This window comes from Novimethylophilus sp., from assembly GCF_036504375.1.
GTDB lineage: Bacteria > Pseudomonadota > Gammaproteobacteria > Burkholderiales > Methylophilaceae > Novimethylophilus.
The window spans coordinates 13,263-34,653 of sequence record NZ_DASXVH010000018.1; the positions used below are offsets into that span (position 1 = coordinate 13,263).

At 61.9% G+C, this 21,391-nt stretch carries 19 protein-coding genes and 1 tRNA gene; 6 read left to right on the plus strand and 14 right to left on the minus strand.

All coding sequences use genetic code 11. The features are described from left to right. Window positions 1-58: 58 nt before the first annotated feature. The 6 genes from VGK14_RS01605 to VGK14_RS01630 form a co-directional block, all read right to left on the minus strand. Window positions 59-280 (minus strand): formate dehydrogenase subunit delta, encoded by a 222-nt coding sequence (locus VGK14_RS01605; RefSeq protein ID WP_331507177.1) that lies wholly within the window; start codon window positions 278-280, stop codon window positions 59-61. Next, window positions 277-1,134 (minus strand): formate dehydrogenase accessory sulfurtransferase FdhD, encoded by an 858-nt coding sequence (fdhD, locus tag VGK14_RS01610; RefSeq protein ID WP_331507178.1) that lies wholly within the window; start codon window positions 1,132-1,134, stop codon window positions 277-279. The genes VGK14_RS01605 and fdhD overlap by 4 nt, the downstream gene beginning before the upstream one ends. Next, window positions 1,135-4,002 carry a formate dehydrogenase subunit alpha gene (gene fdhF, locus VGK14_RS01615; protein ID WP_331507179.1) on the minus strand — a complete coding sequence of 956 codons (2,868 nt, stop codon included), beginning with the start codon at window positions 4,000-4,002 and terminating at the stop codon, window positions 1,135-1,137. A gap of 16 nt (window positions 4,003-4,018) precedes the next feature. Continuing rightward, window positions 4,019-5,572, minus strand: a complete 1,554-nt coding sequence (locus tag VGK14_RS01620) for an NADH-quinone oxidoreductase subunit NuoF (RefSeq protein ID WP_331507180.1) — start codon at window positions 5,570-5,572, stop codon at window positions 4,019-4,021. Beyond that, window positions 5,569-6,048: a formate dehydrogenase subunit gamma gene (locus VGK14_RS01625; protein ID WP_331507181.1), complete on the minus strand. Its 480-nt coding sequence runs from the start codon at window positions 6,046-6,048 to the stop codon at window positions 5,569-5,571. Before VGK14_RS01625 ends, VGK14_RS01620 begins: the two co-directional genes overlap by 4 nt. Window positions 6,049-6,238: 190 nt before the next feature. Beyond that, window positions 6,239-6,325, minus strand: a tRNA-Leu gene (locus tag VGK14_RS01630). A gap of 124 nt (window positions 6,326-6,449) precedes the next feature. On the opposite strand from VGK14_RS01630, the gene VGK14_RS01635 reads away from it, so the two are divergent. The 5 genes from VGK14_RS01635 (at window position 6,450) to VGK14_RS01655 (ending at window position 13,330) form a co-directional block, all read left to right on the plus strand. Then, window positions 6,450-6,698 carry a hypothetical protein gene (locus tag VGK14_RS01635; protein WP_331507182.1) on the plus strand — a complete coding sequence of 83 codons (249 nt, stop codon included), beginning with the start codon at window positions 6,450-6,452 and terminating at the stop codon, window positions 6,696-6,698. Between the two features lie 166 nt (window positions 6,699-6,864). Beyond that, window positions 6,865-8,217, plus strand: a complete 1,353-nt coding sequence (locus VGK14_RS01640) for a TolC family protein (RefSeq protein ID WP_331507183.1) — start codon at window positions 6,865-6,867, stop codon at window positions 8,215-8,217. Beyond that, window positions 8,214-9,275: a hypothetical protein gene (locus VGK14_RS01645; RefSeq protein WP_331507184.1), complete on the plus strand. Its 1,062-nt coding sequence runs from the start codon at window positions 8,214-8,216 to the stop codon at window positions 9,273-9,275. Before VGK14_RS01640 ends, VGK14_RS01645 begins: the two co-directional genes overlap by 4 nt. A gap of 36 nt (window positions 9,276-9,311) precedes the next feature. Next, window positions 9,312-12,410 (plus strand): efflux RND transporter permease subunit, encoded by a 3,099-nt coding sequence (locus VGK14_RS01650; RefSeq protein ID WP_331507185.1) that lies wholly within the window; start codon window positions 9,312-9,314, stop codon window positions 12,408-12,410. 17 nt (window positions 12,411-12,427) lie between these two features. Next, window positions 12,428-13,330: a D-hexose-6-phosphate mutarotase gene (locus tag VGK14_RS01655; protein WP_331507186.1), complete on the plus strand. Its 903-nt coding sequence runs from the start codon at window positions 12,428-12,430 to the stop codon at window positions 13,328-13,330. 82 nt (window positions 13,331-13,412) lie between these two features. Here the strand turns inward: VGK14_RS01655 and VGK14_RS01660 are convergent, their stop codons facing one another. Genes VGK14_RS01660 through VGK14_RS01685 form a run of 6 tightly spaced genes read right to left on the minus strand, consistent with a single transcriptional unit; the run spans window position 13,413 to window position 18,887 of the window. Continuing rightward, a complete protein-coding gene (locus VGK14_RS01660; protein ID WP_331507187.1) occupies window positions 13,413-14,510 on the minus strand; it encodes an HD-GYP domain-containing protein in 1,098 nt (365 codons plus the stop codon). A gap of 36 nt (window positions 14,511-14,546) precedes the next feature. After that, window positions 14,547-14,933 carry a 4a-hydroxytetrahydrobiopterin dehydratase gene (locus VGK14_RS01665; protein WP_331507188.1) on the minus strand — a complete coding sequence of 129 codons (387 nt, stop codon included), beginning with the start codon at window positions 14,931-14,933 and terminating at the stop codon, window positions 14,547-14,549. A 17-nt stretch (window positions 14,934-14,950) separates the two neighbouring features. Further along, window positions 14,951-15,556, minus strand: a complete 606-nt coding sequence (locus tag VGK14_RS01670) for a uridylate kinase (protein ID WP_331507189.1) — start codon at window positions 15,554-15,556, stop codon at window positions 14,951-14,953. Continuing rightward, complete coding sequence (pabB, locus tag VGK14_RS01675; protein ID WP_331507190.1) at window positions 15,543-16,919, minus strand: aminodeoxychorismate synthase component I; 1,377 nt, start codon at window positions 16,917-16,919, stop codon at window positions 15,543-15,545. The genes VGK14_RS01670 and pabB overlap by 14 nt, the downstream gene beginning before the upstream one ends. Further along, complete coding sequence (locus VGK14_RS01680) at window positions 16,916-17,950, minus strand: hydantoinase/oxoprolinase family protein (protein WP_331507191.1); 1,035 nt, start codon at window positions 17,948-17,950, stop codon at window positions 16,916-16,918. The genes pabB and VGK14_RS01680 overlap by 4 nt, the downstream gene beginning before the upstream one ends. Further along, window positions 17,943-18,887 (minus strand): ATP-grasp domain-containing protein, encoded by a 945-nt coding sequence (locus VGK14_RS01685; RefSeq protein ID WP_331507192.1) that lies wholly within the window; start codon window positions 18,885-18,887, stop codon window positions 17,943-17,945. Before VGK14_RS01685 ends, VGK14_RS01680 begins: the two co-directional genes overlap by 8 nt. A 22-nt stretch (window positions 18,888-18,909) precedes the next feature. Here VGK14_RS01685 and VGK14_RS01690 point away from each other — a divergent pair, with 22 nt between their 5' ends. Beyond that, window positions 18,910-19,641 (plus strand): HisA/HisF-related TIM barrel protein, encoded by a 732-nt coding sequence (locus VGK14_RS01690; RefSeq protein WP_331507193.1) that lies wholly within the window; start codon window positions 18,910-18,912, stop codon window positions 19,639-19,641. Window positions 19,642-19,692: 51 nt separating this feature from the next. Here VGK14_RS01690 and fae (VGK14_RS01695) read toward each other — a convergent pair whose 3' ends face one another. Together fae (VGK14_RS01695) and fae (VGK14_RS01700) are read right to left on the minus strand one after the other, a co-directional pair. Next, entirely contained in the window at window positions 19,693-20,307 is a 615-nt protein-coding gene (gene fae, locus VGK14_RS01695; RefSeq protein WP_331507194.1) for a formaldehyde-activating enzyme, read from the minus strand. Window positions 20,308-20,381: 74 nt separating this feature from the next. Continuing rightward, entirely contained in the window at window positions 20,382-20,918 is a 537-nt protein-coding gene (gene fae, locus VGK14_RS01700) for a formaldehyde-activating enzyme (protein ID WP_331507195.1), read from the minus strand. Between the last annotated feature and the right edge of the window lie 473 nt (window positions 20,919-21,391).

Below are 21,391 nucleotides of genomic sequence, written 5' to 3' on the forward strand. Positions count from 1 at the left end.
AATAAGCTTGGCATCCTCGGCACGGCGATATAAAACCTGCACCATTGTTCCCGGGAGTCTAGGCCAGTAATTCCTGATAGTCGATGACGGCTTCCATGACAATCGGAAGAAGCCCCTCGCCGCCGTTGTTGACATGGCTGACAATCGCCTGGCGCATTTTCAGATCCCAAAAGCGTTTCAGATGCAATGCGACATCCTTGATTGCCTGCCCTTGGTCGGGTTCATCTTCAAAAAACTGCCCGATCTGGTTCGCCATTTTGACGAGGTGCCGAATATTCATGATGGTTTCTGCTGATCAACGAATCTTTGTGAATGGGTATAAATGACGTGGCCGCCACCGCGAGCAAACCCGACGAGTGTCAGGCCGGCGCGTTGCGCCATGTCGATGGCCAGGCAGGTTGGAGCGGAGACTGCCACCATCATGGGGATCCCGATAGTTGCCGCCTTTTGCACCATTTCATAGCTGGCCCGGCTGGTCACAATCGCGAATCCCTGTTTGAGGTCGACGCTATTTTTTGCCAGCGTGCCGATTAACTTATCCAGTGCGTTATGGCGGCCGATATCTTCCTCAATATAGGCAATCGAGCCATTCGCCGTCACCCAGACTGCAGCATGCACAGCCCCGGTGAGCGTTTGCAACGACTGCATTTGCGACAAGCGGCGCAATGCGGTATGAACGACCTCAGGCCCAAAGCGCCTGTCGCACGCCACCGGCTTGGGATGGCGCAGCACCTGCTGCAGGCTCTCCGCGCCACACAGGCCGCAACCGGTGCGCCCGGCAAGATTGCGTCGCCGCTGCTTGAGTTCGACGAAGCGTTCCTGGGAAATGGTCATTTGCAGTTCGATACCGTCTTTGCGCTTCACCACTTCCATGTCGTAAAGTTCGCGCCGGCTGTGCAGAATACCCTCGGACAGGCTAAAACCCAGGCCGAATTGTTCCAGGCTCATTGGGGTCGCCAGCATCACGGCATGCGAAATTCCGTTGTACACCATGGCAACCGGAACTTCCTCGGCCACTTGATCGATGGCGTGGATAAGCGTGCCGTTATTCCCCCAGCGTTCGACGGCACGAGTGTGGTAGCTGGCGACCTCGACTTCCTCAGGCAGACCATATGAAAGCGGCACCGCTTCCATTTATTGTGCCTTCATCATTTCACGTTGCTGCAGCAGCTCCTGCTGCTTCTCGCTGAACTGGCGGTAGCGCTGCTGCCATTCCGAAGGCTGCGTCACTTTCATTACCTGCACCGCCGTCACCTTGTATTCCGGGCAATTGGTCGCCCAGTCGGAATTGTCCGTGGTGATGACGTTGGCGCCCGAGAACGGGTGGTGGAACGTGGTGTACACCACGCCCGGCTGCATGCGCTCGGTGATCCTGGCGTGCAGCACCGTCTCCCCGGCCCGGCTCTGGATGCCGACCCAGTCGCCGTCCTTGATGCCGCGTTCCTCGGCGTCGTGCGGATGGATTTCCAGCACGTCTTCCGGGTGCCAGGCGGTATTGGCGGTGCGGCGGGTCTGCGCGCCGACGTTGTAATGCGAGAGGATGCGCCCGGTGGTGAGGATGAGCGGGAATTTCTGCGTGACCTTTTCGTCGGTCGGCACATAGCGGGTCACGAAGAACTTACCCTTGCCGCGCACGAATTCCTCGATGTGCATGATGGGCGTGCCTTGCGGCGCCTCTTCGTTGCACGGCCACTGCACGCTGCCCATCTGCTCGATCTTGGCATAGCTGACGCCGTGGAAAGTCGGCGTCAGGCGCGCGATCTCGTCCATGATTTCCGACGGATGGCTGTAGTGCATCGGGTAGCCCAGCGCATTGGATAACATTTGGGTAATTTCCCAGTCCTCCTTGCCGGCCAACGGCGGCATCACCTTGCGCACCGGCGAAATACGGCGTTCGGCGTTGGTGAAGGTGCCGTTCTTTTCGAGGAATGACGAGCCCGGCAGGAACACATGCGCGAACTTCGCCGTTTCGTTGAGGAACAGGTCCTGCACTACCACGCACTCCATCGCTTCCAGCGCCGCGGTGACGTGCTGGGTATTGGGGTCGGACTGGGCAATATCCTCGCCCTCGACGTAAAGCCCCTTGTAGCTGCCGTCCAGCGCGGCCTCGAACATGTTGGGAATGCGCAGCCCCGGCTCGTTATCCAGCTTGACGCCCCAGGCGCTCTCGAACAGGCCGCGCGCAGCGTCGTCCGATACATGGCGATAGCCGGGGAACTCATGCGGGAACGAACCCATGTCGCACGAGCCCTGCACGTTGTTCTGGCCGCGCAGCGGGTTGACGCCCACGCCTTCGCGGCCGATATTGCCGGTAGCCATAGCCAGGTTGGCGATGGCGAGCACCATGGTGGAGCCCTGGCTGTGCTCGGTCACGCCGAGGCCGTAATAAATCGCCGCATTGCCGCCGGTGGCGTACAGCCGTGCGGCTTCCCGTACCAGCTGGGCGGGCACGCCGCTGGCGGCTTCCAGCGCTTCGGGAGAATTCTCGGGGCGGGCGACGAACTCTTTCCAGTCCGCATAGGCCTGGGCTTCGCAGCGCCCGGCGACGAACGCCTCGTCGGTCAGGTTTTCGGTGACGATCACGTGCGCCAGTGCATTCGCCACCGCGACATTGGTGCCGGGACGCAGCTTGAGATGGTAATCGGCCTGGACGTGCGGCGATTTCACGAGGTCGATGGCGCGCGGGTCAACGACAATCAGCCTGGCGCCTTCGCGCAGCCGGCGCTTCATTTGCGAGCCGAATACCGGATGACCGTCGGTCGGATTGGCGCCGATGACCAGGATGACATCGGCGTGCATCACGGAATCGAAGGTCTGCGTGCCGGCGGATTCGCCCAGCGTTTGCTTCAACCCGTAGCCGGTCGGCGAGTGGCAGACGCGGGCGCAGGTGTCGACGTTGTTGTTGCCGAAGGCGGCGCGCACCAGTTTCTGCACCAGATAGGTTTCCTCGTTGGTACAGCGCGACGAGGTAATGCCGCCCACGGCATCCTTGCCATATTTGGCCTGGATTTCCCTGAGGCGCTTGGCGGCATAGGCCACCGCTTCTTCCCAGCTCACTTCGCGCCATGGATCGCTGATGTTGTCGCGGATCATCGGTGTGGTGATCCGATCAGAATGCGTTGCATAGCCCCAGGCGAAGCGGCCCTTGACGCAGCTATGGCCGTGATTGGCATGGCCGTCCTTGTTGGGCGCCATGCTGACGACCTGGTTGCCCTTCATCTCGGCCTTGAACGAACAGCCGACGCCGCAGTAGGCGCAGGTGGTGATCACGGAATGCTCGGGCTGGCCATGCAGCGTGATGGATTTTTCCATCAGCGTGGCGGTCGGGCAGGCTTGCACGCAGGCGCCACAGGAAACGCACTCGGAGTCCATGAAGTTTTCCATCTGTCCCGGCGACACGCGCGATTCGAAGCCGCGGCCGTCGATCGTCAATGCGAACGTGCCCTGTGTTTCCTCGCAGGCCCGCACGCAGCGGTTGCAGACGATGCACTTGGCGGAATCATAGCTGAAGTAGGGATTGGACTCGTCCTTGACGGCCTTGAGATGGTTTTCTCCTTCGTAGCCGTAGCGCACCTCGCGCAGGCCCACCGCGCCCGCCATGTCCTGCAGTTCGCAGTTGCCGTTGGCGGCGCAGGTGAGGCAGTCGAGCGGGTGGTCGGAAATGTACAGCTCCATGATGCCGCGGCGGATTTCCGCGAGCTTGGGCGTCTGCGTGCTGACTTTCAGGCCGTTGTCGGCCAGCGTGGTGCAGGAAGCCGGGTAGCCGCGCCGCCCTTCCACCTCGACGATGCACAAGCGGCAGGAGCCGAACGGCTCCAGGCTGTCGGTCGCGCATAATTTGGGAATCTGCACGCCGACTTCGGCGGCGGCGCGCATCAGCGAGGTGCCTTCGGGCACCGTCACCTCGATGCCGTCGATCTCCAGCGTGACCAGTTTCTCGGATACCCGCGCCGGGGTGCCGTAATCGGTGCCGCAACCGCCGTTGCCACAATTGCATGCCATGATCTGAGTCCTTACTTTATGCGGCTTGCTGCGTTTTTTGCAGGCCGAAATCTTGCGGGAAATGGTTGAGCGCCGACAGCACCGGGTAAGGCGTCATGCCGCCCAAGGCACACAGCGAAGCGTTGAGCATGGTGTCGGACAAATCGCGCAGCAGCTGGATATTCGCCGCGTGATCCTGGCCTTTGATGATCTTGTCCATAACCTCGACGCCGCGGGTGGAGCCGATACGGCACGGCGTGCACTTGCCGCAGGATTCGATGGCGCAGAATTCCATCGCGTAGCGGGCCATGTGCGCCATGTCCACCGTGTCGTCGAAGGCGACGATGCCGCCGTGGCCGAGTACGGCCCAGATGCTGGAGAAGGCTTCGTAATCGAGCGGGGTGTCGAACTGCGACTCGGGCAGATAGGAGCCCAGCGGCCCGCCCACCTGCACCGCGCGGATCGGGCGTCCGCTCGCCGAACCGCCGCCGTAGTCATAGAGCAGCTCGCGCAGGGTGACGCCGAAGGCTTTTTCCACCAGGCCGCAGTGCTTGAGGTTGCCCGCCAGCTGGATCGGCAGCGTGCCGCGCGAGCGGCCCATGCCGTAATCGCGGTAGAACACGCCGCCACGGTCCAGGATGATGGGCACGGAGGCCAGCGAAATGACGTTGTTGATGATGGTGGGCTGGCCAAACAAACCTTGAATGGCGGGCAACGGCGGCTTGAAGCGCACGATGCCGCGCTTGCCTTCCAGGCTTTCCAGCAGCGAGGTTTCTTCCCCGCACACGTAGGCACCGGCGCCGCGGCGCACTTCGAGATGGAAAGTCTTGCCGCTGCCAAGAATGTTCTGGCCCAGGTAGTTGCTGGCGGTAGCGACGGCGATGGCTTCTTTGAGCACCTGATAGGCATGCGGATATTCCGAGCGCAGGTAGATGTAACCCTGGGTGGCGCCGACGGCGATGCCGGCGATGGTCATGCCCTCGATCAGCACGAAGGGGTCGCCTTCCATGATCATGCGGTCGGAGTAGGTGCCCGAGTCGCCCTCGTCCGCGTTGCAGACGATATATTTCTGCGCGGCGCCGGTATTGAGCACGGTATTCCACTTGATGCCGGTCGGGAATGCCGCGCCGCCGCGCCCGCGCAGGCCGGAGTCGGTGACTTGCTTGACGACGCCGGCGCCATCCATACCCAGCGCGCGCTTCAGGCCGCGATAACCGTCGTACGCCACATAATCGACCAGCGACACCGGATCGGTGATGCCGACGCGAGCGAACGTGAGGCGCTCCTGGTTTTTGAGGAAGGGAAGGTCTTCCGTCAGCCCCAGGCGCAGGTGATGTTCGCCGCCGTAGAGAAAGTTGCTCTCGAACAGGCCGTGCACGTCCTGCGGCTGCACCGGGCCGTAAGCGATGCGCCCATCGAGCGTAGCCACTTCCACCAGCGTTTCCAGCCAGAACATGCCGCGCGAACCGTTGCGCACGATGTCGATGCTGGCGCCGCGCCTGGCGGCTTCGACCAGGATAGCCATCGCGACCTGGTTGGCGCCCAGCGAAAGCGCGCTGGAATCACGCGGCACATAAACCTTGATGCTCATTGCTGCCCCTTCCTGACCTGGCTGAGCAACTGTTCGAGACCATCATCGGTGACACGACCGTAAACCTCGTCGTCGACCATGACGGCTGGAGAGCACGCGCAGTTGCCGAGGCAATAGACCGGCTCCAGAGAGAATTCCTGGTCGGCGGTGGTTTCATGGAAATCTATTCCCAGACATTCCTTTGCGTGTTTGGTGAGCTTTGAACCGCCCATGGCCTGGCAGGACTCCGCCTGGCAAATCTGGATAGTGTGCCGGCCCGGCGGGCTCTGACGAAAGTGGTGGTAGAAACTGACGACGCCATGCACTTCCGCTCGCGACAAATTCAGTTCATCGGCAATGACAGATACGGCTTCGGGAGGGATATGGCCGATGCTGTCCTGGATGCCGTGCAGAATGGGCAACAGCGCCCCCTGTTTATCCTTGTTATCGGTGATTATTCGCTCTACCGCTATTCTGGCTGGGTCTGGCAGGGTCATGATTTCCTCAACTGATGCGCCTGTTAAACATTGCAGTAAATACCCTTCGTTATGTTTACGCACATATATCGATAGCAAAAAAATTACCCTCTCGGGGCGCATCGATATGCATGAAAGAATATAACCGTGAGGCCAAGAATCGTCAATCTCTCCTTGCTCGGGCAGCACCGATGAAACAATGAATCGAATATGGTGCGGCGGAGAGGACTCGAACCTCCACAGAGTTGCCCCCGACAGGACCTAAACCTGTTGTGTCTACCAATTTCACCACCGCCGCAAGCGGAAGAGGCGATATTCTAACCGAGCCGGGCCTGTGTTGCACAGCCCGCGACAAGCGTTGACAAGCAGTCGGCCTCGCCGCATGATGGAAGCATCGAGATACGCCATCAGGGATAATGACCATGCCACACGCCATTAAAGACCAGGAAATCGCGATGCTGCGCGCCGAACTGGAATTGCTCATGAGAGAACGCCAATCGCTGCTGCAGGTCGCCGGCGCCGCTACCGGCTTCATCGCCGAACTGGACAGCTTCGACGTCCCCCAAACGGCGATGGAAGCCGCCGAACTGCTCGCCGAATGCGTCAACACCCTGCCGGAAGAAACGCTGCAGGACGCGTTGAATGCGGTAAAAGCGCATAGCGTGGTTTAGGCAGCGTCTCAAGCAACGCACCGATTTCCTTCCCCCGCAACAAACTCCGTTGGGCCTGGTTTCATTTTCAACCGCTGCACAGGCATGCGGCCATCTTCCCGTTTGCCCGCAACCCCTTGCAGCATGTAATATCGACCCTCTTTTTAACCCAGATAATCGGCAACCAGTGAAGGCCAAAACCGTATCGTTCATGTCGTTTGCGTGGCTCTTGGCCGCTTGCGCCACGCAGAGCTATGCGCCGCAGCCTTTGGCACCGGCCGATAGCGCGGAGGCTTTTCGCGCACGCACATTGAACGATGCCGGATTGGGCGCGGTGGAAGTCTGGGGGTTGCCGCAGTTGACGCAGGCGGCGCTACGACTGCACCCCGATATCGAACTCGCACGGGCGCAATGGCGGGCAGCGCAGGCCGCGGAGACTACCGCGGGGCAGAAGCCGAACCCGATAATCTCGGGCAGCGGCGAGCACCACAGCCGGGCCAACGGCATCTCGCCATGGACGCTGACGCTCGGTATCGACATTCCCATCGAAACCCACGGCAAGCGCGAAGCCCGCATCGAACAGGCCACGGCTCTCTCCGCAGCGGCAAAACTGGATATCGCCCAGGCCGCCTGGCAGGTCAGGCGCCGTTTGCGCTCGCGCTTGCTGGAGCTTTATGCGATCCGGCAGCAGGCCGCGCAGTTGCACAGGGAAGCGGACCTCCGCGCGCAGATCGTCGCCTTGCTGGAAGCGCGCCTGGCGGCAGGACTGGTCGGCGGCACCGACCTTGCCGATGCGCGCCTGCAATTGCAGAAAACCCGCAGCGCGATGGAGACGGAAGCCGCACGCGCAGCCGAAGCGCACGCCGCGCTGGCTGCCGGCATCGGCTTGCCCGCAGCGGCACTCGTCAATGTGCCGCTGTCTTTTGCGCCGTTCGAACTCGACAGCATCCAGTTGCCGCCGGAAGACGGGCAGCGGGCAGCGCTGCTCAACCGTCTGGAAATCCGCAAGTCGCTGGCAGGCTTTGAAGCCGCCGAGGCCAGGCTCAAACTGGAAGTCGCCAAGCAGTATCCCGATTTCAGCCTGGCACCCGGCTATAGCTGGGATCAGGGCGACAACCGCTGGTCGCTGGGGGTGTCGCTGATCCTGGCTTTGCTCAACAAGAACGAAGGTCCGATCGCGGAAGCCCGCGCCCAGCGCGAGGTGCAGGCGCAGCAATTCAATGCGCTGCAGGCCGCCGTCATAGGCGAGCAGTCACAGGCGCTGGCCGGCTGGCAAGCGGCACAAGCGGTCATCGCCAAGGCCCGGAAGCTGGCTGCGGCGCAGCAGGCGCGGCTGGCACAGACGCAGAGCCAGTTCGACGCCGGCTATGCCGACCGCCTGGAACTCACTTCCGCCCAGCTTGAATTGAATAGCGCCGAAGCCGCCGTGCTTGCAGCCAGGCTGCAAGCCCAGCACGCCCTGGGCAAGCTGGAAGACGCCGTACAGCAGCCGCTGGACGGCTCCGCACCGTTGCCGAAAATGCCGGAGGAAAAACCGTGAACCGCAAGGCCCTGATCATCATTAGCCTGCAAGCCGTCGTTATCGTCGTGCTGGCATGGATGCTGGTGTTTTACGGCAAGGACGAATACGAGGCCTACCAGCGCAGGGACGACGAGGAAATCAAGACCGCCTCGCATGTGGCCGCGGAAAAAGGCGCCAGCGTCGTCAGCCTGTCGGCAGAGGCGCAGCAGGCCAGCGGCATCGCAGTTGAGGCCCTGCATTCCGCCTCGCACCAGGCGCAGCTCACGAGCTACGGCAGCGTGATCGGCATCGAGCCGCTGGTCGAGCTGCGCACGCGCTACCTTGCGGCGCGGGCCGAAGCCGGCGCGGTGCGCGCCTCGATCGCCAGCACGCAGCAGGACTACCAGCGCCTGCAAGCGCTCAACCGCGACAACCGCAATGTCTCCGACCGCGCGGTGCAGGCAGCCGAAGCCGCCTGGAAAGCCGACGAGGCCAGGCTCGCCGCCGCCGAGACGCAGGCCGGCGGCATCCGCGACAGCATGCGCCAGCAATGGGGCGACGCACTGGCGCGCTGGGCGGTAGGCGAACAAGGCAGCGCCTTGGCCAAACTGCTGTCGCACGAAGAAGTGCTGATCCAGGCGGCACTGCCGTTCGACGGGCTGCAAGCGGAAAAAATCGCCGCGATAGAGGTCGCCCCGGCCGGCTCGCACGGCAAGCCGGTGGCCGCCGTCTACGTCTCGCCTTCTCCGCAAACCGATGCCACGCTGCAGGGGCGCACCTATTTTTTCCGCGCCCCGGCCAGCGAGCTGCGCGCTGGCATGCGGGTGGAAGCGCATATCAGGGCGCAGGGCAAACAGGCCGCCGGCGTGGTGATTCCCAATGCCGCGGTGGTGTGGTACGCCGGCAAGGCCTGGGCCTACCGCAAAGAGGACACCGACAAGTTCGTGCGCGTGCCGGTCGACACCTCGCAGGAAGCCGGCGACGGCTGGTTTGCCGCAAGCGGCTTCACGGAAGGCGACGAACTCGTCGTGAGCGGCACCCAGCTATTGCTGTCGGAAGAACTCAAGTACCAGATCAAGAATGAAAACGAAGACTGACATGGGATTTCAGTACCCGTTCCAGACTAAGGCGTCATGAAGGCTCTCGTCCGCTTTTCCATCCGCCACGCCGGCGTCATCGTCGGGCTCGCGCTCCTGATCATGATCTACGGCTTCTACAGCCTGACCCGCGCCAACCTCGACGTGTTTCCCGAGTTTTCGCCGACGCAGGTGGTGATCCAGACCGAAGCGCCCGGGCTTTCCGCCGAGATGGTGGAAACGCTGGTGTCGCAGCCGATCGAAAACAGCGTCTCGGGTTCGGTGGGCGTCGAAACGATGCGCTCGCAGTCGATTCCCGGCGTCTCCGTCGTCACCGTCATATTCAAGGAAGGCTCCGACATCTACCGCAACCGCCAGGTGATCGCCGAGCGGCTGGCGACGCTCGCCAATCAGTTGCCGCGGGGCATCGTCCCCAATATCACGCCGCTGTCGTCCTCCGCCAGCACGGTGCTGGGCGTCGGCGTGATGTCGGACAAGCGTTCTTTATCCGAACTCCGCACGCTGGTGGACTGGACGATACGCCCGCACCTGTTGGCGGTGCCCGGCGTATCGGACGTCAACGTGTTCGGCGGCGAAGTGAAACAATTGCAGGTACAGGTCGACCCCGACCGCCTGATCCGCTACAACCTGGCGCTGCAGGACGTGCTGGAAGCGGCGCGCCGCGCCAGCGGCGTGATCGGTGCCGGCTATATCGAAAACAGCAACCAGCGCATCGTGCTCAACACCGAAGGCCAGACGCTGACGGCAGGGCAATTGGCCCAGGCCGTGCTGCTGCACAAGGACGGCCAGACGGTAAGATTAAGTGACGTCGGCCGCGTCGTCGACGGCGCAGCACCCTCGATCAGCGCAGCGCAGATCAACGGCACACCCGGCGTATACCTGTCGGTGCAGGGCCAGCTGGGCTCCAACACCAAGGCCGTCACCTACGCACTGGAACGCGCGCTGAAGGAACTGCAACCGACACTGGCGACGGAACATGTGACGCTCTACCCCAAGCTGTTCCGCCCCGCCAACTTCATCGAGACCGCGGTCAACGGCGTGCGCACCGACATCCTGATCGGCTCGGTGCTGGTGGTGACGGTGCTGTTCCTGTTCCTGTTCAACGTGCGCACCGCATTTATCTCGGCCACCGCAATTCCATTGTCATTGTTGACCGCGATCCTGATCCTAGGCTACTACGGCGTCAGCCTCAACATCATGGTGCTGGGCGGGCTGGCCATTGCATTAGGTGAAGTGGTGGACGACGCCATCATCGACACCGAGAACATCTTCCGCCGTTTGCGCGAGAACCGGCTGTTGGCGAATCCGCTGCCCGCGCACGAGGTAGTGTTCGACGCTTCCATGGAAGTGCGCAGCTCGGTGGTGTACGCCACCGTCATCGTGGCGATGGTGTTTATACCCTTACTTACACTCTCGGGCGTCGCCGGCAAGCTGTTCGCGCCGCTGGGGCTATCGTACATTTTCGCCATCCTGGCCTCGCTCTTGGTGGCGCTGACGCTGACGCCGGCGCTGTGCTACCTGCTGCTCGCCAATGCCAAGCTGGAAAGTGCCGATCCGCCGCTGATCGGCGTGTTGAAGCGCCATTACATCACAACGCTGCGCGCGATCGAGCGCCATTACCGCATCATCATCGGCATCACCGCGGTCGTCATTGCGCTGGGGCTTGGCATCCTGCCGCTGTTCCGCGGTCAGTTCATTCCCGACCTCAAGGAAGGCCATTACATCCTGCACATGACCGCGGTGCCGGGAACCTCGGAACAGGAAACGCTGCGCATCGGCGAAAAGGTGGCGCAGGCGCTGGGCAACATCAAGGGCGTGAAATCGGTGCTGCAATGGGTGGGGCGCGCGCAGAACGGCGCCGACACCTTCGGCACGCACTACAGCGAGTTCGAGGTGGAGATCGGCACCTTGTCCGGCGACGAGCAGAACCGCATCCAGCGCCAGATCCGCGATACGCTCGCGGGCAAGGGCGGCGCCAGCTTTCCCGGCGTCACCTTCGCGATCAATACCTTCCTCACCGAGCGCATCGAGGAAACCATTTCCGGCTATACCGCCGCGGTGGTGGTCAATATCTATGGTCAGGATCTGGACGCGCTGGACCGCGACGCGCAGGCGGTGGCCAGCGCGATGGCGGGCATTTCCGGCGTGGCCGACGTGCAGGTGCAATCGCCGCCGGGTACGCCGCAATTGACGATACGCCTGCGTCCGGAGCGCCTGGCGCAGTGGGGGCTGAAGCCGCTGGACGTGCTGGAGGCGGTGCAGACCGCCTATGAAGGCGCACCCGCCGGACAGGTTTACCAAGGCAACCGTATCATCGGCATCGCCGTGATCCTGGACCCGGCGCGGCGCAGGAACATCACCCAGATCGGCCGGCTGCCGCTGCGCAATCCCGACGGCCGCATCGTGCGGCTGAATGAAGTGGCAGACATCGCGCAATCCAGCGGGCGCTCCAAAATCCTGCACGGCGGCGGCAAGCGCATCCAGACCATCACCTGCAACGTCGTCAACCGCGATGTCGAAACGTTCTCGGCGGAACTGAAAAAACGCATAGCCGCCGGGGTGCATTTCTCGCCCGGCAACTTCCCCGCCTATACCGGCGCAGCGCAAGCCAACGCCAAGTCGCGCGAGGACCTGGTCGTGCATTCGCTGTTGGCCGGGATGGGCATATTCCTGATGCTGTACATCGCCTTCGGCCGCATGCGCAACCTGCTGCTGACGTTTGCCAACCTGCCGTTCGCGCTGATCGGCGGCGTGCTGGCGGCGATGCTCACCGGCGGCTGGATTTCGCTCGGTTCGCTGGTCGGTTTCGTGACCCTGTTCGGGATTACCCTGCGCAACTCCATCATGCTGGTGTCGCATTACCAGCACCTGATCGACGAGGAAAACATGGTCTGGGGTCTGGAAACCGCGATCCGCGGCGCCTCGGAACGGCTGCCGTCGATCCTGATGACCGCACTGGTCACCGCGCTCGGCCTGTTGCCGCTGGCTGCCGGCAGCGGCCAGCCGGGGCGCGAGATCGAAGGCCCGATGGCGACCATCATCGTCGGCGGGCTGATCACCTCGACCATACTCAATCTGCTTATACTACCCACGCTGATGCTGCATTTCGGGCGATTTGAGAAGAAAATCCTTTAATTTGGAAGCAAGCCACCATGCCCGCGCTCGCCAGCCTCAACCATCATTTCGCCATTCCGGATCATCTGGCGTTCACCGCATCGGACTATGGCTTGCCCGTCGCCGAGATCGACAACGAGCTCGCCAGCGCCACGATCGCGCTGCAAGGCGCGCATGTGATGACTTTCCAGCCGCACGGCGAGGCCCCCGTGCTCTGGCTCAGCGAACAAGCCCGGCTGCAACCCGGCAAGGCCGTGCGCGGCGGCATTCCGATCTGCTGGCCGTGGTTCGGCGCGCATGCCACCGACACCGGCTTTCCCGCGCACGGTTTTGCCCGCATCCTCAACTGGCGCGTGATCGTCAGCGAAGCGTTGGCCGACGGCTCCACCCGCGTCGCCTTCGAGTTGCAGAAGAATGCGACGGCCCGTGCGCAATGGCCTTACATCTGCCATTTGCGCTGCATCGTTACCGTAGGCCTGGCGCTGACGGTGGAACTGATCACCGAAAATACCGGCGACACCGCCTTCGAACTTAGCGAAGCGCTGCATACCTATTTTGCAGTCGGCGATATCGAAAATATCCGCATTCTCGGCCTCGATGGATGCAGCTATTTCGACAAGCTGGACGGCGGCACCAGGATTCAGCGTGGCCCTATCGACATCCATACCGAAGTCGACCGCGTGTTCATGGACACCATCTCCGATTGCGTGATCGAGGATAGCCTGCTCAAGCGCCGCATCCGCATCGCCAAAAGCGGCAGCCGTTCGACTGTGGTATGGAACCCCTGGGCAGCCAAAGCCTCTCGCATGGGCGATATGGGCGAAAACGGCTACCGCAGCATGGTATGCGTGGAAAGTGCGAATGCGATGAATAGCCTGGTAACACTCGCCCCGGGCGACACTCACCACTTGCGGGCGGTCTATAGCGTCGAAGCGCTTTAGGGCGCACACTAGATTGCAACACCAGCGGAGCCGTCCCATGATGAATCCGTGCTGCTCTGCCACTCCAATCGGCAGGTTTTGATCAGCCTTCGATCATGCGCCGTATGACGGTATTGAAGGGGCCTATCCATTCCGGTGCAAATTGATTGTCGCCGGCGTTGATTTCGGCGATGGCGCGCACCAGCGAGCGCCCCTGTCCGCGCTGGCTGTGTTTCAAGGTCACCGACTCGAAAGTATCCACCATCGCCAGGATTTTCGCGCCGGGCACGATGTCCTCGCTCCTGAATCCACGCGGATAGCCCGCGCCGTCCTGCCTCTCGTGGTGCTGCAGCACGATCTCGGCCGCCCCGGCCCAGCCTTCCATGCGCTGTAGCAAGCCCGCGCCAAAGCCGGCATGCTGCTGCAACTGGCGCCGCTCCTTGTCGGACAGCTTGCCGGCCTTCAGCCATACCGATTCCGGCAGGAACAGCATGCCGACATCGTGCATGTAAACCGCCGCTTCGAGTTGCAGCGGATCGACCGGCGTGCCGGCTGCCGCGTTGGTTTCCAATGCCAGGTGCAGCTGACGGTCGCTGCGGCCCTGGAATAACGGCGAGCGGGCTTCGTATTGCAACGCCAGCGAACGAAAGAAGCGCAGGTCGGCGGCGGCGCTTTCCGGCCTGGATGCGCCGCCGGGTTTGGCCTTGGCAGACACGGGCCGGCTGGACATCCGGAACCCGGTCACCGCCCTGATTACCTGCGCCGCCCGGTCGTCCAGCGCCTCGACCGGGGCGACGGCCAGCTGCTCGAACCCGCCGACCAGTTCCACCAATTTCAAATGCTCGATCGGTTCGCCGTCGGCAAGCGCCCTGGCGGCAAGCTCCAACCTGTCCATGGCCAGCAGGATAGCCTCGGCCATGGGCTCGGAAAATCCTATTTCGCCGCTGCGCAGCCTGTCCAGCAGCGACTCTATCGGATGGGTAATCATCACCGCCAGTTCGACCTTGCACATCGCCGCGTCGCCTTTGACGGTATGCAAGGCGCGGAACAGGTTGGCGATCAGCATCTTGTCCGCCGGCGCGCCCTTGAGCTTGGCGATGTCGCGCTCGATGGCGGGAATCTGGTCCGACAGCGCATCCAGAAAATCATGCAGTGCCTCACTGTCGTGGATATGCGGGTGCAACAGGACATCGGTATTCATTGATGCCGCCTTTTCTGTATTGGAATTGTTGTCGTATCAATCATACTTCAGGTATTTGAAGCGGACATCCTCGTTCGGCGTACCTTCCAGCGCGCCCTCCTCCTTGCCGGGCTGCCACTGGATCACTTCCTCGATCTTTTTCGCCAGCGCAAAATCCTTGTCGGTGACGCCCTTGGCGGTATGCGTGACCAGCTTGACGATGACGAAGGCATACGACACCGTCAGGTCGGGATGGTGCCAAGCCGCTTCCGCCAGATGGCCTACGGTATTGACCACCATCAACGTCGCTTTCCAGCCGCTGGTCTTGTACTTGCGGCGTATCCAGCCGTCCTCCAGATACCAGTGCGGCAGCTCGGCCGCCAGCCTGCCACGGATTTCGTCTTCACTGTAAGCGTGTTCCTTGGTGTGTTCCGGCTTGTCCATGATTCTCTCCTGCTCGTTCAGAATGCGCGCGTCGGCAGCGGGCCGCCTGCCAGCACCCTGGCAAACTCGGCGTGCCCCGATTTGTTGACGACATGGATGCGACAGGACAAACCGGCCGCGAATTCGACAAAAGCCTGGTCGAGAATACTCGCTTTCACCAGTTGTTCAAGTGGGGCTTCGCTATCCTCGATCTGCGCCTGTTTGACCAGCACCAGGCGGCTGGCATTGACTTTCCCCGCCAGCCAGGCTGCGAGGCTGTCCGAAGTGACGCTCCAGTTCTGCGGGATGGTTTCATCCGCCAGCACCATTTTGCTGGGCATCCAGACAATCGCCCTATGCTGCCAGGAACGCTCGGATATTTCCAGTTCGGACGCCGCAGTCACCAGCTTCGGCTGCAACGATTTCAACGTAAGACCGTATTGCTCCATTGCCAGCAGCGCCATATGGTGCGCGGCGGCATCGTCGAATGCGACGGTGCGCTGGGCTTCGCGCACCGCGTCGGCAAAAATGCCGCCGCCGGGTACGATGACGATGCGGCCGTCGCTCTGCTGCGCCAGCATGTCCAGCCAGGCATTCAGCTCCGGCGAACCCAGCAGGCTCCCGCCCAGTTTAACGACCCACACGGAACGCCTCCATCAATGCCAGCATATTGGCTGCCTTATCCCAGGTTTCACGATATTCCTTCTGCTCTTCGGAATCGGCAACGATACCTCCCCCTGCCCAGAAGCGTACGGTATCGTCGGAAAACACCGCGGTGCGGATGGCGATGTTGGTGTCCATGTTGCCGTCGAATCCTATGTATCCGATGGCCCCGCAATATACGCCGCGGCGGTGCGGTTCCAGTTCCTCGATGATCTGCATCGCCCGCAGCTTGGGCGCGCCGGTGATCGAGCCGCCGGGGAAACATCCGCGCAGCAGATGCATGGCCGTATGTCCGGGTGCCAGGCGGCCGGTAACGGTGCTGACCAGATGGTGCACATTGGGGAAGCTTTCCAGTTCGAACATGCGGTCGGCGCGCACGCTGCCCGGCATGCAGTTCTTGCCGATGTCGTTGCGCAGCAGGTCGACGATCATCAGGTTCTCGGCGCGGTCCTTTATGCTGGCCAGCAATTCGTCCGCGTTGGCCTTGTCCTGCGCCGAATCTGTGCTGCGCGGGCGGGTGCCCTTGATCGGCCGCGTTTCCACCTGGCCATGGCGTACCTGCAGAAAACGCTCGGGCGACGCGGAAAGGATTTTCACCTCCGGCAAATTCAGATAAGCGGCGAACGGCGCGGGACTCTGGCGGCGCAAGTGCCGATAGGCCGTCCAGGCATCGCCCGTGGCTTGCGCCGAGAAGCGCTGCGCCAGATTGACCTGGTAGCAGTCGCCTTCGTGGATGTAGTGCAGGATACGGCGGAAAGCCGCGGCATACTGCGCCTCGTCCATATTGGATGCCACAGGCGACAGTACGCTGAACGTGTTCCCGGAAAGCTTGGCAGGATGGCGGAACTGCTCTGCCAGATCGCCCCAGCGTTCGCGGGTCAGCGGTGCGCGGCCGTAACTCGCCAGCCAGGTACGCTGTTCCTGGTGATCCACCACCAGCGCCCAGTCGTAAATACCGACCTGCATCTCCGGCAGATGCTCGGCGTCCCGTGCCGTCGCCGGCAGGCGTTCTAGCCTGCGCGCGAGGTCGTAAGCGAAATAGCCAACCGCGCCGCCCATGAAAGGCAGGCTATCGTGCCTTTCCTGCTGCCGTCCTAGATAATCGCGCACCAAGCCGAAGGGGTCGCCGCGCGAAATTTCGTGGCCGGTGGGACTGGTGACTTCGGTCAGGTCGCCGCGCGTAGTCAGCGTGATGACCGGATCGGCCACCATGATGTCGTAGCGCCCGTAACTCGACCCCGGCCATCCGCTGTCCAGCAGCATGGCCCAGGGGCGATGCGCGATGGCGGCAAAAACTTCGGCGCTGTCCTCGCGATACGGCAGTTCGGTAATCAATGGCGTCATGCCTGCTTCCTTGCCAACCAGGCCACGGCAAAAGCCGGTGCGCATACGGCAGCCCATGCCTTGCCGTCACCCGTCCCTTCCACCAGATCGGAGAAATCGGTGAAAGGACGGTTCGTCCGCCGCGCCAATTCGCGCAGCATGAAGCGCCCCACGCCGGCACCGATCAGCGGCGCGGCGTCATTGCCCAGTCTGCGTGACCAGGCATGCTCAACCGCGCAGCCGATATCGCGCAATTGCACATCAGCCAGAAAACGGGCCAGGCCGAACCACTGGTCCATGGGGGCATCGTCGATATCCCGTCCCACCATCCGCGCCAGCCGCCGCGCGCTTTCGTCCAGCGACTTGCCGGCGCCATCGGCGGTGGCGGCCATGTCATGTGCGGGGTCGAGATTGCCGGTGAGCCGGTGCACGTCGGCCATCGTCGCAAAATGCTCCGCCGCCAAACGCTGCCAATGGCCGCCAAACGGAACCCGTTGCGCAACCGCCATCACCGGCGTACGAATAACGCCGGTGTACACCAGCTCCTCCGACGTCAGCCGTTCGGCATCGCTGAACCCGCGCGGCTGCGCCACGCCTTCATGCAGCGGCACGAGGTCGGTGGTGGTGCTGCCGATATCCACGAACAGGCCGTTTCCGCATCGGCTGGCGGCGTACTGCGCGCTTGCCAGCCAGTTCGCCGAAGCGATATCTGCGGCACGCTGTTGCGCCTGGCCGACTTCGACAAAACCGCACATGCCGGCGAATATCTTCAGCTCCGCCACCGGCAGCCTGCGCTGCATGGTCTCCACCAGTTGCGTCACACCTTGGCGGCGATCAGGGAAAATATCGGCCAGCTCCCCAGTCATCGTCACGGCATGGACCCGGCAATCGCCCAGCGATGCCACAGCTGCGTCTATCGCCTGCCCCAGATACGTCAGCCCTTGCCACAACGGACATGGGAGCTGCACCGCATTGATTACCCTGCCAGCTTCATCCAGGCGCACCGCCTTGAGATGCGCGCCGCCCAGATCCCACCCGATGCTGTCAGCCATCGATTTTCACTTCCACTACGTTGCGTTGCAGCCTGCCCGATTCAATCCAGCGGCCATTATAGAGCAAGTCCAGCACCAGCCCTGCCGGATTGAGACCTGTCGCGCGGCGCAGACCGGTATAGGAAGTCGTCAGGCGCGGGTTGATTTCCAGCACGGTTATTTCACTGCCGTTGACCATGACATCCACGCCGACATATCCGGCCAAACCGGGCAAGGCATGCGCTACCCGCCCAGCCAAAACCTCGAAGGCGTTCCAGTGCTCGGCCATGCCGTTGAGCAGGCTGCCCCGGTAATGAACCGTATCATCGGCGATCTCGATCAACTGCCGGTTGCAACTCAGCAATTGCGCCTTGCCGTCGCAGCACAGCATCGACAGGCTGGCGGCTTCGCCCGGTAGCCAGGGCTGAACGACGTGGCTGCCCTGCCGGCCGTCTGCCAGCCAATCCAGCAAGTCAGTGGTACCGGCGAACAAACGCGCATCTTCGCAGCCTGCACCGTCGTCCGGTTTGGCTATCAAGGTAGATATAAGGGCCCGGCTGTCTTGCGGCAACGCAGACGCCCGGCAGGTGACCACGACGGGGATGCCGTGGCGCGCCAGATATGATGCGGTGGCATATTTGCTGCCGGCGATGCGGATCGCGGACGGCGCGCAGCCCAGCAGTTTTTTCGGCTGCGCCATGGTGCCGATTTTTTCCAGTATGCCACCGCTTTCCGGCGCGATCGGCCATATTGCATCCGCCTCATCGATACAGCGCCGCCACAGCGGCCAGACATCGTCGGCATGCCGCATTGTTTTTACCGTCACCGGCAATGCCAACGGCGGCAGCCGCGGGTCGCGCGTGGTGATCAGTTCGAGGCCGGGCAGCTCGAGCAGATCGGCGAGCAGGCTCTCCAGCATCATCCCGCCCTCGCGTGCCAGCGAAGGCGGCAGAGGCACGTTGTATAATCCGCCCCCAGTGATGAATTCGCAGACAAATACCTTGAGATTTGATGCCATACCGGTGATCGATTTGATGGAAGGAAATGTGGTGCGCGCCAAGCGCGGCGAGCGCCATGCCTACCGGGCTATCGCATCGTCCCTATGCGATAGCCCGGACCCGGTCAAAGTGGCGCACGCCCTGTTCGAATTATACCCGTTCAAAACCCTCTATATCGCCGATCTCGACGCCATCCAGCGCCGGGGGAACCATCTGGAAACGGTCGCTGCGCTACGCACGGCCTTGCCCCAGACGGAAATATGGATAGACGCCGGCATCGCCACTGTTGCAGACTGCAAGCCCTGGCTGGCGCTCGGCCTGCACTGCGTACTCGGCAGCGAAAGCCAGTCCGATGCTGACGATACAAGGCGGCTGATCGAGCAAGCCGGCCCGCAACAGGTAGTGCTTTCGCTAGATTTCGCCGAAGGGCTGCGCAAAGGGCCCGACGCCTTATTCGATAATGCGCAGCACTGGCCAGATCGCGTCATCGCGATGACGCTGGCACGCGTCGGCAGCTATGAAGGGCCGGACTTCGACCTGCTGCAAAATATCCTGCACCGCGCGCCAGGACGCAGCCTATATGCGGCCGGCGGCGTGCGCGATAGCGGCGATCTGCAAGCACTGAAAGCGATGGGTATCGCCGGGGCGTTGCTGGCGAGCGCGCTGCATGACCGCAAACTCGCACCCGAACACATCGCCAGCCTGATGCAATAAAAAATCCCGGGCAACTCGCGCTGGCCGGGATTTTCATGAGGAACTACCTGATTACTTAGCCTGGAACGGATGGCTGACGGTAGGATCCTTGTATTTCTTCACTACATCGCCCACCTTGGGCTCACGCGCAACCGCACGCTTGATCGCTTCCTTGGTGGCCCTGTAGTTCCACTCCTGGATGCGCTCGTCGATATCGGCCTTGTGGTCGATGAACACGCCCACGCAGATGAACACGTCATCGGCCTCGGCTGCCGGAATGGTGCCGTCGGCCACGCAGTCCATCACGGCCATCGCCACGCCGCGCTGAGCCGGGCCGAACATCTGCACCGCCTGCTTGCCGTTCTTGATGGTGACCTTGTTGAACATTACGGTGGCCGGCTTGGCCATCAGATTGGGAGCAACTACGGCCAGGAGACCGTTCACGCCCTTGCGCTGCGTCGTCAGCGCACGGGTGAATGCGCGTTCCGCCGCACTGCCGCGCGGTCCGATGATGAGGTCGATATGCGCGACGTTCAGCAGATCCAGACCGCTGCCGTCGGGACGGTTGTCGATCACCAGTGACTCGCCAACCAGCACGCGATCGATTACGCGACCGCTGCCGGGGGCGGCAGCCGGAGCGGAATCGCCGCCGCTGAACAGGCTTAAAACTTTATCGAGAATTGACATTTTGGGTTCCTCTCCCTGTTGCCATTGAACAAAGCTAAACCGCCCCAAATACGGGGCGGTAGTGGAAAGCTTTATTACTTGGCAGCGAACGGGTGGGCAGAATCCTTGTAGGTCTTGACCACGTCGGCAACCTTGGGCTCGCGGTTGACCGCACGCTTGATCGCCTCCTTGGTGGCACGATAGTTCCACTCCTGGATGCGCTCGTCGATATCGGCCTTGTGGTCGATGAACACGCCCACGCAGATGAACACGTCTTCAGCTTCAGCCTGGGGAATGGTGCCATCGGCAACGCAATCCATCACGGCCATGGCTACGCCGCGCTGGGCCGGGCCGAACATCTGCACCGCCTGACGGCCGTTCTTGATGGTGACCTTGTTGAACATCACGGTGGCCGGCTTGGCCATCAGGTTGGGAGCAACTACGGCCAGAAGACCGTTCACGCCTTCCTTCTGATCGGTCAGGGTACGGCAAAATGCTTCTTCTGCTGCGCTGCCACGCGGCCCGATGATCAGGTCGATGTGAGCGACGTTCAACAGGTCCAGGCCACTGCCGTCCGGACGATTTTCAATGACGAGGGATTCACCTACGAGAACGCGATCGATAACTGCCATAATTACATATCCTTTTGAGAGTTAAAGGCCCCAAGAGGCCGGCCATTCGCCCGCCTCACTTTTTAGTGACATACGTTTTGTTAACGTGTCGTGGCCGAAAAAGTGCGGGCATCATAGCATAGCTTTTTCAGAGATACCATTAGTATGGCAATCCCGTTGAAGCGCCGATGCCCTCTCAATATTCGGCTCGCATTCACATGACTGCGAGCCGGAATTCTAGCAGATATTGCAGATATGTTTATGGTCTTATCCTTGAATGACATGTTCATGCTAAAACACGTCATTTATTCAAGAATTCAACCAAGAATTTCCGTGCGCATCGTTTCGCAAAAAGCCGTCATTTCGTCGATCAACTGATGCGGCACGTTCTGCTCCCTGAGAGTGGTGGCTAAATTTTCCGCAACCGCCGCGAAATGGTCATCAGACAGCCCAAGGGATGCGAGATACGCATATTCCTTGCTCAGTTCGATATC

Excerpts from the sequence above, each read along its gene's own strand:
- VGK14_RS01625 (WP_331507181.1), bottom strand. The coding sequence starts at position 6,048 with ATGACCCTGCCAGACCCAGCCAGAATAGCGGTAGAGCGAATAATCACC.
- VGK14_RS01650 (WP_331507185.1), top strand. The coding sequence starts at position 9,312 with ATGAAGGCTCTCGTCCGCTTTTCCATCCGCCACGCCGGCGTCATCGTC.
- VGK14_RS01605 (WP_331507177.1), bottom strand. The coding sequence starts at position 280 with ATGAATATTCGGCACCTCGTCAAAATGGCGAACCAGATCGGGCAGTTT.
- VGK14_RS01690 (WP_331507193.1), top strand. The coding sequence starts at position 18,910 with ATGAATTCGCAGACAAATACCTTGAGATTTGATGCCATACCGGTGATC.
- VGK14_RS01660 (WP_331507187.1), bottom strand. The coding sequence starts at position 14,510 with ATGAATACCGATGTCCTGTTGCACCCGCATATCCACGACAGTGAGGCA.
- pabB (WP_331507190.1), bottom strand. The coding sequence starts at position 16,919 with ATGACGCCATTGATTACCGAACTGCCGTATCGCGAGGACAGCGCCGAA.
- fae (WP_331507195.1), bottom strand. The coding sequence starts at position 20,918 with ATGGCAGTTATCGATCGCGTTCTCGTAGGTGAATCCCTCGTCATTGAA.
- VGK14_RS01635 (WP_331507182.1), top strand. The coding sequence starts at position 6,450 with ATGCCACACGCCATTAAAGACCAGGAAATCGCGATGCTGCGCGCCGAA.
- VGK14_RS01680 (WP_331507191.1), bottom strand. The coding sequence starts at position 17,950 with ATGGCTGACAGCATCGGGTGGGATCTGGGCGGCGCGCATCTCAAGGCG.
- fdhD (WP_331507178.1), bottom strand. The coding sequence starts at position 1,134 with ATGGAAGCGGTGCCGCTTTCATATGGTCTGCCTGAGGAAGTCGAGGTC.
- VGK14_RS01620 (WP_331507180.1), bottom strand. The coding sequence starts at position 5,572 with ATGAGCATCAAGGTTTATGTGCCGCGTGATTCCAGCGCGCTTTCGCTG.
- fdhF (WP_331507179.1), bottom strand. The coding sequence starts at position 4,002 with ATGGCATGCAATTGTGGCAACGGCGGTTGCGGCACCGATTACGGCACC.
- fae (WP_331507194.1), bottom strand. The coding sequence starts at position 20,307 with ATGTCAATTCTCGATAAAGTTTTAAGCCTGTTCAGCGGCGGCGATTCC.
- VGK14_RS01665 (WP_331507188.1), bottom strand. The coding sequence starts at position 14,933 with ATGGACAAGCCGGAACACACCAAGGAACACGCTTACAGTGAAGACGAA.
- VGK14_RS01655 (WP_331507186.1), top strand. The coding sequence starts at position 12,428 with ATGCCCGCGCTCGCCAGCCTCAACCATCATTTCGCCATTCCGGATCAT.